Annotated in this window: 11 protein-coding genes; 2 read left to right on the forward strand and 9 right to left on the reverse strand. The window is 41.0% G+C overall.

All coding sequences use genetic code 11. From position 1 onward, the window contains the following. Positions 1 to 69 precede the first annotated feature (69 nt). Both AOG27_RS21910 and AOG27_RS09315 read right to left on the reverse strand, forming a co-directional pair. The gene (locus AOG27_RS21910; RefSeq protein WP_054552746.1) at positions 70 to 1,719 is read right to left on the reverse strand and encodes a sensor histidine kinase; all 1,650 of its coding nucleotides are present in this window, start codon (positions 1,717 to 1,719) and stop codon (positions 70 to 72) included. Positions 1,720 to 1,913: 194 nt separating this feature from the next. After that, complete coding sequence (locus AOG27_RS09315; protein ID WP_054552747.1) at positions 1,914 to 2,879, reverse strand: YihY/virulence factor BrkB family protein; 966 nt, start codon at positions 2,877 to 2,879, stop codon at positions 1,914 to 1,916. A gap of 122 nt (positions 2,880 to 3,001) precedes the next feature. Between AOG27_RS09315 and AOG27_RS09320 the strand changes: the two genes are divergently transcribed. Then, positions 3,002 to 4,081 (forward strand): mechanosensitive ion channel family protein, encoded by a 1,080-nt coding sequence (locus AOG27_RS09320; RefSeq protein ID WP_054552748.1) that lies wholly within the window; start codon positions 3,002 to 3,004, stop codon positions 4,079 to 4,081. Between the two features lie 11 nt (positions 4,082 to 4,092). Here AOG27_RS09320 and tatA read toward each other — a convergent pair whose 3' ends face one another. Together tatA and agaR are read right to left on the reverse strand one after the other, a co-directional pair. After that, positions 4,093 to 4,248, reverse strand: a complete 156-nt coding sequence (gene tatA, locus AOG27_RS21215) for a twin-arginine translocase TatA/TatE family subunit (protein ID WP_082389242.1) — start codon at positions 4,246 to 4,248, stop codon at positions 4,093 to 4,095. A gap of 46 nt (positions 4,249 to 4,294) precedes the next feature. Continuing rightward, positions 4,295 to 5,059: a transcriptional repressor AgaR gene (gene agaR, locus AOG27_RS09325; protein ID WP_054552887.1), complete on the reverse strand. Its 765-nt coding sequence runs from the start codon at positions 5,057 to 5,059 to the stop codon at positions 4,295 to 4,297. Positions 5,060 to 5,218: 159 nt separating this feature from the next. Between agaR and AOG27_RS09330 the strand changes: the two genes are divergently transcribed. Next, positions 5,219 to 6,550, forward strand: coding sequence for a sugar MFS transporter (locus AOG27_RS09330; protein ID WP_054552749.1), 1,332 nt, complete (start codon positions 5,219 to 5,221; stop codon positions 6,548 to 6,550). Positions 6,551 to 6,580: 30 nt separating this feature from the next. On the opposite strand, the gene AOG27_RS09335 is transcribed toward AOG27_RS09330, so the two are convergent. The 5 genes from AOG27_RS09335 to AOG27_RS09355 are packed head-to-tail and all read right to left on the reverse strand — an operon-like array spanning position 6,581 to position 11,994. After that, positions 6,581 to 7,093 (reverse strand): hypothetical protein, encoded by a 513-nt coding sequence (locus tag AOG27_RS09335; RefSeq protein ID WP_054552750.1) that lies wholly within the window; start codon positions 7,091 to 7,093, stop codon positions 6,581 to 6,583. After that, positions 7,086 to 8,780: a GMC oxidoreductase gene (locus AOG27_RS09340; protein WP_054552751.1), complete on the reverse strand. Its 1,695-nt coding sequence runs from the start codon at positions 8,778 to 8,780 to the stop codon at positions 7,086 to 7,088. Before AOG27_RS09340 ends, AOG27_RS09335 begins: the two co-directional genes overlap by 8 nt. 13 nt (positions 8,781 to 8,793) lie before the next feature. Then, entirely contained in the window at positions 8,794 to 9,957 is a 1,164-nt protein-coding gene (gene nagA / locus AOG27_RS09345; protein ID WP_054552752.1) for an N-acetylglucosamine-6-phosphate deacetylase, read from the reverse strand. Continuing rightward, positions 9,935 to 10,858 (reverse strand): ROK family protein, encoded by a 924-nt coding sequence (locus AOG27_RS09350; RefSeq protein WP_054552753.1) that lies wholly within the window; start codon positions 10,856 to 10,858, stop codon positions 9,935 to 9,937. Before AOG27_RS09350 ends, nagA begins: the two co-directional genes overlap by 23 nt. Before the next feature lie 17 nt (positions 10,859 to 10,875). Beyond that, complete coding sequence (locus tag AOG27_RS09355; RefSeq protein WP_054552754.1) at positions 10,876 to 11,994, reverse strand: SIS domain-containing protein; 1,119 nt, start codon at positions 11,992 to 11,994, stop codon at positions 10,876 to 10,878. Positions 11,995 to 11,997: the final 3 nt, after the last annotated feature.

An 11,997-nucleotide genomic window follows, 5' to 3' on the forward strand; every position in this document is an offset into this window, starting at 1 on the left:
GATTTTAGGCGCTATTTTAACTAACAACCATGAGTAAAATAAGCATCTAACGTTCTATAAAAGCGAATACTAAAGAGGTTCTATATCATCGCTCTGCGTTATTTCATGCTCAGTTTGAAGATTTGGCAAAGTTAAATAAAAGGTGGTGCCTGTCTGTTCTTCAGATTCGAAACTAATCGAGCCCTTTAATTTTTGCGTAACTAAATTCATAACAGCATAAAGCCCTAGACCAGTATTTTTTTGGACACGCTTAGTAGTAAAAAAAGGATCAAATATTTTATCTTGAATATCTTCGCTTATGCCGCAGCCATTGTCTTTAACACTTATAAAAACATTATTATGTTTAAAACTTGCTGAAACTTCTATTTTTGCGCCTTCTATCTGCCCATCAAACGCATGAAAAAAAACATTTGAAAACAAGTTTGTCATAACGTGATTAAATGTTCCTGGGTAACTTTGAATTTTTAAATCATCGGGTATGTTAAAAATCACCTCAACATTTTTATTTTTAGAATCTGACTTAAACGACATCACAATATCATGCAGATGCGGATTCAAGTTAATTACCCTTAATTCATCACAATGCTGATCAGCGGCAATTTGTTTAAAGCTTGTTATCAATTCAACTAATCGATCTAAATTAGAATGAAGTAATAAGCTAATTTCTTCTGAAGTATGTACATATTTTTCAAGTGAGCCTTTACTAACGCGTTTATCAGCTAGCACTTTTCCCATCTTTTTATTTTCATCTTCAAGGTAACTGACAGCTGTTATACATATACCTACAGGCGTGTTGACTTCATGTGCTACCCCAACAACTAGACGACCTAGTGCTGCTGTTTTTTCTGCTTCCATTAAGTATTTTTGAGTCTTTGCCATTAAATCCATAGATTCTTTAAGCTGCACGTTTTTCTCAGTCAAAGAAGATGTTTTTTCTGCCACTTCAGCTTCAAGTGAAGATACATATAAATGATTAAGTGATTTGCGCAAACGGCCGATAAAATACAGCACAATTAAAATGGTAATAAAGCAGCAAAAAGAGAAAAGCGACATCAAGTAGTGATCTCGCGTCGCGATATCAAGGTTTTGTTCGGTTCGATAATCTAACATAAACAAAAAGTTATTAATGTGACTCATTATTTCTGACTTTGCCAAAAAGTAATCATCACTATACAAACTCAGAATCGCGTCAATTTGCTCCTTTTCCATATTCTCGTCAGGTTTATTTGCTAAAGTTTGAAAAGCAGCGTACTCAATTTTTGTTAAATCATTTGATGCTTTTTCTGCAAGCCGGATTTGTTGCATCTCCTCATCTGTTATACCAATGGAATTTAGCATAACTTGGAGTGATTTTTTTTCACCGTCAGGAAATGGAGCCTTACCGTTATGAGGCATTAACATATCCCAATAAACGCGGTGATAATCTTCTGGACGTGGAGCTTCACCATTTCGAATAGCTAGAATTTGGTTGAAAAAGCCTAAGAATTTAGCATTACCTGTTACCGTATAAGCCCTTGCCATTAAACTTAATTGATCTGAACTTTGTCTGACTTGCTCAGCCAAAATATAAGACTGATACCTAACCTTAGTTTCAGCCTCTATGGTTTTTAAACTGCCATACATTAAATAAACTGACAAAGCCGTTAACCCAGCTAGAATTACAGCAACCAAATTAAGTAAAGATAAACGCTTAATATTAAGTTGGAGCTCTTTTTGCATTTCATGACCTATAAATATGATTACAGCTAGAGATCGCAGATTTAACTTTCTGACCTACTGATACGTAAAATCACAGTACGAGTCATAAAAACCAAAATCGAACTTTAGGATTAAATATTTAATAGAAGTCAATTCTAAAAATGTCAATTAGGGCCTAGGGGTTACCTTAAGTCTAGGAGTAACTCGACTGCGTCTTATTGCTCATTTTCTCGTTGTTTAATTGTCAATCTATCGGCCACGATCGCGCCGCGTTTCCCTACAGCTTTTTCTGGCCCAATAGTGCTATCAACTAGAGTTTGCTGCTCTGTACTAGCATTGATAGCCGCACCAAAAATGATGATATATGCGCTGATATAAAGCCACATCAACATGATCACCACACCACCTAGCGATCCATAGGTTTCGTTATAACTAGCAAATTGAGATACATAATATGAAAAACCAATTGATGCGATGATCCACATTAACGTAGCAAGCATTGAGCCCGGCGTGATCCAGCGCCATTTAGCTGGAGTTCGATGAGGCGCATAACGATATAAAAACGCTAAAGCGAGATTAAAAATAATGGCTAACAATGGCCAAGTAATGAGCTGAATCATTAAGTCGATAAGCTCTGTTAAACCAACTAAGTTGAGTACAATCGGTAAGATACCAATGATCAATAATGCCACCAGCGCAACTACAATAGCACCCAGAGAAAATAAAAAACGCACCACTAATGCCATAAAGAACTGACGCTTATTACGCTGATGATAAGTAATATTACAGGCGGTAATAAGTGCTTGGCAGCCTTTACTGCTACTCCAAATAGTTAATAGCAAGGTACCTATGGCACTTGCACTCAATACCTTATTTGACTGCTGAGTGATATCGCTAACTTGAAGCAAAATGATGTCACGACTACTTGCAGGTAATATCGCAATCACCTTATCTAACTGATCATGGATATCTGTGGGAGAAGCAAAATAGGCATATACGGATACAATAGCTGCCAGAGCAGGAAAAATAGCTAAAAGAGCATAAAATGCCACGCCAGCTGCTACAAAAGATAAATTGTCTTGTGATAGGTTGTGATAAACCCGTTTACTGATATCCCACCAACCTCGAATTGGGATTTCCATCGGTGAACGAGCTTGAAAACCGCGGTTACCATTCGCCATAAGTGACCCAAAGAATGACTGTGAAAAGTACAATGCTGCAAACAACTTGCCAGTAATTATGGCGCCTGAATTGCATTGAACTAAACTTATTGAAGCAACTTAAAGATCCATGGAGCGGTGCAATGAGTTATTATTTACTTACTGAAAATCAACTAGCTAACGTTTTAACAGCATCAATTTCCATAGCATCTCAAACAGTTTCTGAAAGCTTATCTTGGCAAGACTTAAACTTTCAAATTACGCAGTTTTTACATACTGCATGGCAAATGTTACCTGCACTGACACTTGGTATTGCGGCCATCATTATCTGTTACTTGTTGGCCCGCCCTTTATCTTATCTATTAATAAAACCGCTTGGCTTTGTGAGCGAAAGCAAACTTTTGCATGTGGTGACTAGGCGCTTTTTTAGCATTATTATTATCTTGTTTGGCGTGTACTTATTTTTGCGTCTTGCAGGGCTCACCAGCTTTGCCGTGGCGATTATGAGTGGCACTGGCTTAGTTGGGCTTATTTTAGGCTTTGCTTTTCGTGATATTGCCGAAAACTTTATCTCAAGTATGCTACTTAGTGTGCAGCGCCCTTTTCGTATTGATGATGTTATTGAAGTAGATGGTCGTTTAGGAGTAGTTAAAAAGGTTACGGCTCGCGCCACCACCTTGGTTGATTTTGATGGCAATCACATTCAAATTCCCAATGCGACCGTCTATAAAAACGTCATTAAAAATCTCACCGCAAACCCAAAAATGCGGGGTCACTTTAATGTTGGCATTGGCTACGATAATGACATTCGCTATGCCCAACAATTAGCAATGAAAGTGGTTAATCAAAACCCTGCTGTTATTAATCATCCGCCAAGCCAAATATTAATTGATTCATTAGGCTCAGCAACTCTTAATCTAACCATTTATTTTTGGGTAAATAGTAACGAACACAGTACTATCAAAGTGGCCTCACAATTGATGCGAGAGTTGGTCAATACTTATTTAGCGGAGCAAATAAGCATGCCGGATGATGCTCGCGAGCGAATTATTTTAAATAGCGAAAACGATACCGAACAGCCAAACAATAATGTAAGCGCAGAGCTAAAAACAGCAAAATCACTCGACGACCATAGCCTTGATGATGTTAGCAGTGATGCCGATGATATCCGTGTGCAAGCAGATCAATCTCGCGACCCAGAGCAGGGTAATAACATTATTTGAGACAAAGATTATCAGGCTTCGTCTTTGGGTTTATCTTGCATTGCACGTTTAAACCCTTTAATTGATGTCCCTAAGTCACCACCGATCCGTGACAGTTTTTTTGTGCCAAATAAAAGCACCACAATTGCGGCAATAATAGCTAATTGCCAAACACTTATTCCTGCCATAATAACCTCCTTAAGGTTTAGGTAATTTGTCAGTATGCTACTAGCTCTAAACAGTGATTACGTCGATCCCCAAAGCAACCAATGACTCAACAAATTCAGCTGGCATGTTTTTATCGGTTACTAGCACATCGATTGATTTTAGTGGTAATACATTATACAAAGCCCGTTTACCAAATTTACTTGAATCAGTTACAGCAATCACTTGATCTGCACGTGTGCACATTGTTCGGTTTAACATTGCTTCAGGCTCATAATGGGTGGTGATCCCCGCTTCAGGATCTATGCCATCCACTCCTAAAATAACCTTTTTGAAATTATATTTACTGAGTGCTTGTTCAACTTCATTTGAGTAAAAAGACATTGATTTCTTGCGCAATTGCCCACCCAGCATAAATACATTGGCATCCTCTATATCAGCCAGTACATGTGCGATATTGAGGCCGTTTGTCATCACGGTTAAGTCTTGTTTGTTGGTCAATGCTTTCGCGACTTCTTCGGTTGTGGTGCCCGAATCAATAATTAGTGAATCGCCATCATCAACTAAATTTGCAACAGCTTTTGCCAGTAGAACTTTCACAGCATAATTTTCGTTATGCTTATCTTTAACTGATAACTCTTTGACCAATTTATCACAAGCAATTGCGCCGCCGCGAGAACGAACAACCAGACCACGCTTGCCCAGTTCGTTAAGATCATGGCGAATACTAACCTCAGAAATATCAAAAGTTTTCGCAAGATCTTTAACATTTACTTTGCCATTTTCCTCGGTCATCAGAACGATTTTTTGTCTTCTTTCTATTGTGGTTAGCATAGCTGGCCTGTTGTTTATATAGCTGCTTTCAAATTCGTAGTTCAATATTACACAATTTACAGTTTCAAAGCCAAGCTTAGTTTCGAAATAAAATAAAACTTTCAAAACTTACGAAAAATGTTTTATTATTAATCTACCGTTAACTTATTGGTGACAAAAATGACAACACAAAGCTCACTATTAGAGCAAACAGAACACACCAACCGTACACAATTACTACCTATGTTGATCATAGGTGGCTTGTTTTTCTTATTTGGCTTTATAACTTGGCTCAATGGATCTTTGATTCCATTTCTACAAATGGTCTGTGATCTCAACCATATTGAAGCTTACATGGTGACATTGGTGTTTTATATCGCCTATACCGTCATGGCACTGCCGAGCGCTAAGATATTGAAATTATTTAGTTATAAGCATGGTATGTCATTTGGTTTAGGCACCATGGCATTTGGCGCGTTGTTGTTTATTCCTGCTGCACAAATTCAGGCTTATTGGTTATTTTTGGTTGCCTTATTTACTTTAGGAAGCGGCCTCACCTTATTACAAACCGCTGCGAATCCTTACATCGTGCTAATTGGTTCTAAAGACACGGCAGCCGTACGCATTAGCATCATGGGTATTCTCAATAAGAGCGCAGGTGTGGTTGCTCCATTGCTCTTCTCTGCGATTGTGTTTAGCGACATTGCCAGCTTTAGCCCTGAAGCTCTCGCCCAATTGAACAGCATTCAAAAGCAATTACAGTTGCAAGAATTGGCTAATCGTTTAATAACGCCTTACTTTGTAATGGCAATTGCGTTAGCGATATTAGCTGCGTTGATTATGCTGGCTCCATTACCTGATATTGAGCAACCAAAAACTAGCAACAACAGCGAGAGTAAATCAGTACTGCAATTCCCACACTTGGTTTTAGGCGTGATAGCTCTATTCTTTTACATAGGTGCAGAAGTCATTGCCGGCGACACCATTGGCCTTTACGGCAAAGAACAAGGGGTATTGCAGTTCGCTGAACTCACCTCTTACACCATGGGCTTTATGGTGCTAGGTTATGTGTTAGGTATCGTGTTAATTCCTCGTTTTTTTAGTCAGCAACAGGCGCTGATATTTTCCGCGTTAAGTGGTTGTGTGTTTTCACTTGGCATCATTTTGATTGATCCGCAACAAACTGCGATTGCAAACGTAGTGCTCTTTTGGCTTGCTGATAACAGTTTTCCAGATACTGTGTTATTTGTTGCATTACTTGGTTTATCGAATGCGCTGGTATGGCCGACCATTTGGCCTATGGCCCTTGCAAACCTTGGTGATAAAACTCAAACCGGCGCGGCATTACTGATTATGGGGATTTCTGGTGGCGCTCTATTGCCTTTGGTATACGGTGTGTTTGCAGAATATACGAGCAATGCACAACAAGCTTACTATCTGTTGATCCCTTGCTATGCGTTTATTCTTTATTACGCACTGATTGGTCACAAACTAACAAGTTGGCGAAAGTAACGACATGGGCAGGCTTAGTTATTTTAATTTTTAACTAGCCTGCAATTTTTCTGATGTGAAATAGCCCAGTAGCAAAAATTCACGCACAGTAAAAATACACTTATAAATTAAATACTCGTCACGCTTATCAAGGCTCACTTCTGAAAAAGGTAAGGCTTGCTGCGCTATTATGCGCTGTTGCTGCTGCGAAGAGATAGTAAATAAACTTGTGAGTTTATTTACTAATTGCGACGATGAAAGAACACCTTCTGCAATCAGCTCAGCGCCTTTTACACATGCCGTACGTTCAGTCAGAGTTAGTGTATTTGCCAGCATTAAATCTGTGAAAGCGACTAAATTAAAATACAGCTGATCATTTGGCTCTAGCTCTAAAATAACAGCCTGCATTTGCGTGACCACATCCCGATGCGCCGCTGCTTTAAGCACCTCAAAATGATTGTCATCCGTTTTATCAAATAACTGAGTCGCAGCCACTGGCGTAATAGCCGCACCGAATAATGCAGCTAAACATTTAATGGCATTTCGCCTTTGTAGATCAGCCATGAAACACCCCGTTTTGATAATGCCGTGCAGCATGATCGGCGGCTCTTGCAGTAAATGCCATATAGGTTAACGAAGGGTTCTGATAACCCGACGAGCACATAAACGAGCCGTCAGTGACATAGACGTTACGCACACTATGAATTTGGTTATAACGATTAAGCACTGAGGTTGTAGCATCATGTCCCATGCGCGCAGTTCCCATTTCGTGGATGGCTTGCCCCGGCGCAGAGCCCTTGTCGTACGCTTGTACATTTTGATAACCTGCTTTGCTTAGCATCTCGACGGCTTGCGTTTTCATATCCTCGCGCATGCGTTGCTCGTTTTCAGCAAATTGGCAATCAAAATTAACTGAAGGTAGCCCCCATTGATCTTTTAATACCGGATCTAAGCTCATTTTATTACGATGATAAGGCAGGCATTCACCAAAGCCTATCAATGCAACTTGCCAAGGCCCAGGCTTGGCAAGCTCTTCTCGAAAAGCCTTACCAAAGCTAAGTTCTTTAAAGCCCCGTCGCCAATCTTTGCGTGTTGCGTATCCTTGATAGCCATAGCCGCGAATAAAGCTATGCTGCTCGCTATCATTAAGGTTTCGAAAACGCGGGATATGAAAGCCAACGGGTCTATCGCCATCATTAAAGTCATCAGCAAAACCTTTTGGTTCACCCGTTGCGCCAACCCTAAAATGGTGATCCATGAGGTTATGGCCAAGCTCTCCACTATCGTTCCCTAAGCCATTAGGAAAACGTGCAGAGGTTGAATTTAATAACAAGGCTGTTGTAGCCACCGTTGATGCGCAGCAAAAGATAATCTTCGCTTGCGCGATACGCTCTTTTTTAGATTCAGCATCAATTACTTTCACACCTGTGGCTTGCCCGCTTTCTGGATTGTAAATAATCTCTTTAGCAATGGAGTGAGTCTGAATAGTGAGTCGCCCAGTACGCATCGCTGCAGGTAAGGTCGAGGCTAAACTACTAAAATAGCTACCGGTTGGACAACCTCGCATACAGCGGTTGCGCTTGCTGCATGGAGCACGACCTTGCTCAGGCTTGGCCTTAGTTAAATGCGCAACTCGCCCGATGGTGAGGTGCCGATTAGTGTAGTGAGTTAATAAACTTTGTTTAAGCTGCTGCTCTACGGCATTAAGCGCAAAAGGAGGTAAGTAAGGTCCATCTGGTAGCTGAGGTAAGTTCAGCGCTTCGCCGATAACCCCGATGTAGGCTTCGACTTTATCGTACCAAGGCGCAATATCTTGATAGCGCACAGGCCAATCAACGCCGTGACCATCTTGTTTGTTGGCTGCAAAATCTATATCACTGAGGCGCAAGCATTGCCGCCCCCAAGTTAATGAGCGCCCACCAAGATGATACCCTCTGATCCAATCAAAACGCTGTGATTCTTGATAAGGGTGCTGCAAATCATTCACAAACCAGTGTTTTATTGATTGCTTGGTGGCATAGCCAGTGCGTGCTTGTTTAGCTTGATTCTGTTTTTCTAGTAAGCTGGGCCTGTCGCGAAATGGCAGTTGCCAATCATCTTTAAAGGCAGTGATATAGTCAGTACCGTGCACAACCTGCCTACCACGTTCAAGTAGCAGTACATTGAGCCCTTTTTCGGTCAGTTCTTTAGCAGCCCAGCCGCCAGTAATGCCACTGCCAATAACAATGGCATCGAATACTTTTGCCTGCATTCTCACTTAACTTTTAAAAGATTTGCTTACCCGCACAGATCGTTGCTTGAACAGAAAAGTCTTTATCGAGCAGGGCAAAATTAGCCTGTTTACCTACCGCAATACTGCCTATTTGCTCCGCTTTATTTAAAAACTCAGCGGGTACTAAACTGGCCATTTTAGTTGCTTCAACTAGGCTTGCGTCGGTTAAGTTATAAAAACGCTCAACGCCAACTTCCATGGTTAATGTACTGCCCGCTAAAGAACCGCTCTCAGTTCGTGCAACACCTTGCTCAACCACAATAGGAAGCTCACCTAAGCGGTAGCGACCATCTTGTAAGCCTCCGGCGCTCACACAGTCTGTGATCAGAGCAATTTTATCTGCCCCTTTTAAACGGTAAACCATGTTCATGATGCTCGGGTGCAAATGAATACCATCAGGAATAAGCTCAACCATGGCATCCTTGTCCATCAACAGTGCGCCAGTACAACCAGGATCACGATGATGAATACCGCGCATACCATTAAAAATATGCACACCACCGCAAGCACCATGGGCAAGAGCTTGTGTTGTTTGCTCAAAATTAGCATCTGTATGACCCAGCATCACACGCACACCTTTATCGGTGATATAGCGGATCATATCGGGCGATTTAAGTAGTTCTGGCGCCAACGCAAATGAACTTAAGCAACCTTCACATGCGGCATAAATTTCATCAAATCGCTGTTTAGTAAGTTCTAAAAAAAATGACTCGTTATGCGCGCCTTTATGCGCTTCTGCAAAGAATAAACCTTCGTTATAAGCCCCTAGCAACTGCGCCCCAGCCAAGCCTTTTTGATAGGCACTCGCCATATTTTTATAAGCTTGAATTGAGACGTCCCAGTCCGCAGTCACCGTTGTGCCAACAAACCCCGTTACGCCATGCTTTGCTAAAGAACGAGAAATAATCTCTAGTGATTCTGGGGTGCCGTCCATAATATCGCAGCCTTCACGACCATGAATATGCAAATCGATAAAGCCCGGAAATAAGCTATGCTCACCTAAATCGATTACTTTAATCTCTGGCTCAATTTGCGTGGTAATAGCACTAATTTTACCTCGCTCGACCAAGACCGCATGATCGAGTAAAACCTTCTCAGCAGTCACCACTTTTGCGGCTTTTAAGTAATAGCGATTAAGATCCGTTGGAATTAGCATGAACACTTCCTATTATTGCAGCGCCTCTTACGCCGCTAGAATCACCAAACTTTGCACGCTTCACGTCGGGCACGGCAAAACCTGAAAATAAATGAGTTTGAATCGCATCAGGGAGCTTTTCTACTATTGCATCAATGAGCGACAACCCCCCGCCAAGTACGATAACTTCTGGGTGCAAACTTTTACTAATGGCAGCAAAGGTTTCGCCAAGAATATCTAAGTAACAGGCGAGCACCTTTAAGGCTTGCTCATCACCTAGCTTAATATCGTTTGCCCATTCAATCGCTGATTTAGGGGATTGCGTAATATGTTGATACAGAGTTTGTACACCGGGCCCTGCAATATAGCTTTCTACACAGCCATTTAAACCACAGCCACATTTTAAAACGGGCAGCTGATATTTTTGTTGCAGATACGCAGAAAGCGGTAAATGACCATATTCTCCCGACATACCTAAACCTTGGTTAAACAAAGTGCCATCAATACACATACCACCCGCCGCACCTGTACCAACAATGGCACCAAATACTCGGCTATAACCTTCACCGGCTCCGCCATTTGCTTCTGATAAAGCAAAACAGCGGGTGTCATTTAATATCGCAACAGGGCGCTTTAATAATGCTTGTAGGTCGTCGGCAATCACCTTACCTGTGGCACAAGGCACATTGGCAGATAACACTTTGCCAGCCTCATTAATGATACCTGGCATACCGATGCCCACCGCACCTTGGCTACTTGTTAATTCATCGGCCTTTAGCACCTGCTGATATATTGCCTGCAAAAATTGCTGATAATCATCAGTTGGCGTAGTAATACGCCAACTCTGCTGTTGCTCTAAATTATTATTAAAAATGGCGGTTTCTATTTTTGTTCCACCAATATCGAGTCCATAAACAGCCATACTCTACCTAACACTTTCTAACAAGAAGTTAACGGGTAAATAGTTACCCCTTGTACAACACGGTTAACTTCGCCCGTTGGGCAAGGATTGTCAGGTGTTAAACCGAGTGAGATTGATTTAAAAAATGCAAAAATCTGACAATAAACAATATAATACAGACCTTGCCACACATCATCCAGCGGTTGCTGCTTTGTACCTACCGATAATTTTTCTATGCGCAGGCATTGCTGTTCATTGACTAATTCATTATATAAATCAGTATCATATAAACTGCTGTATAGATTTCCTGATGACATCAATAGTACGGCAGTTTTGGTATTAATAATGGTTTTCGGGCCATGCCTAAAACCCAAAGGCGTTTCAAAATAACTAATTAATTCACCATTTGTTAACTCTAAACACTTTAATGCAGCTTCTTTGGCGTAGCCAAGTAAAGACCCGGCTCCTAAAAACACTAAGCGCTCAACGTTACTTTGTGCAAAACGCTTAATGTCATCAATTTGCGTATCGAGTAGCTGATTAGTATGCGCCACAACTTTTTCTAATTGAACGCTATCTGGAGTAAAAATACACAGTGTTGAAATCAGCATTGAGGTAAAGCTACTTGTCATTGCAAAGCTCTCATCAAGTGTTTCTTTTGGCATTATCACACTTAAGCTATTGCTTTTAACTGATGCGCTTTTAGCTAACTCACCGTTTTCATTACAGGTAATAACCAAGTGATAACATTCATCAACGACTTGCTCTGCAATATCGACCGCTGCGACACTTTCAGGGCTATTTCCAGAGCGCGCATAAGAAATAAGTAAGGTTGGCGTGCCCTTTTGTAAAAAACCATATGGGTTTGAGACAATATCAGTGGTGCTGACAGCACATACGTCCAAATCGGTTTTCGCAGTTAAATGAGGTGTTAAAGCCTCGCCCACATAAGCTGATGTACCAGCGCCTGTTAAAACAACTTTTAAGTTATTAAGTGCTAAAATCGGCGCTAAAAAATCATTAATCTCAGCTCGCTTGTTATCAATCACTGTTGCCGTATTACACCATGATTTGGGTTGTTGTGTGATTTCTCTTGCGGTCCAATAAGCGTTCTGTTGCTTAAGTTCTGTTTCGTTTAAGGATAAAAACTGTGTCATATT

Source organism: Pseudoalteromonas lipolytica (genome assembly GCF_001306915.1).
Lineage (GTDB): Bacteria > Pseudomonadota > Gammaproteobacteria > Enterobacterales > Alteromonadaceae > Pseudoalteromonas > Pseudoalteromonas simplex.

Coding starts and splice junctions, on each gene's coding strand:
- AOG27_RS21910 (WP_054552746.1), bottom strand. CDS start 1,719: ATGCAAAAAGAGCTCCAACTTAATATTAAGCGTTTATCTTTACTTAAT.
- AOG27_RS09355 (WP_054552754.1), bottom strand. CDS start 11,994: ATGACACAGTTTTTATCCTTAAACGAAACAGAACTTAAGCAACAGAAC.
- tatA (WP_082389242.1), bottom strand. CDS start 4,248: ATGGCAGGAATAAGTGTTTGGCAATTAGCTATTATTGCCGCAATTGTG.
- AOG27_RS09340 (WP_054552751.1), bottom strand. CDS start 8,780: ATGCAGGCAAAAGTATTCGATGCCATTGTTATTGGCAGTGGCATTACT.
- agaR (WP_054552887.1), bottom strand. CDS start 5,059: ATGCTAACCACAATAGAAAGAAGACAAAAAATCGTTCTGATGACCGAG.
- AOG27_RS09330 (WP_054552749.1), top strand. CDS start 5,219: ATGACAACACAAAGCTCACTATTAGAGCAAACAGAACACACCAACCGT.
- AOG27_RS09320 (WP_054552748.1), top strand. CDS start 3,002: ATGAGTTATTATTTACTTACTGAAAATCAACTAGCTAACGTTTTAACA.
- AOG27_RS09315 (WP_054552747.1), bottom strand. CDS start 2,879: ATGGCGAATGGTAACCGCGGTTTTCAAGCTCGTTCACCGATGGAAATC.
- nagA (WP_054552752.1), bottom strand. CDS start 9,957: ATGCTAATTCCAACGGATCTTAATCGCTATTACTTAAAAGCCGCAAAA.
- AOG27_RS09350 (WP_054552753.1), bottom strand. CDS start 10,858: ATGGCTGTTTATGGACTCGATATTGGTGGAACAAAAATAGAAACCGCC.
- AOG27_RS09335 (WP_054552750.1), bottom strand. CDS start 7,093: ATGGCTGATCTACAAAGGCGAAATGCCATTAAATGTTTAGCTGCATTA.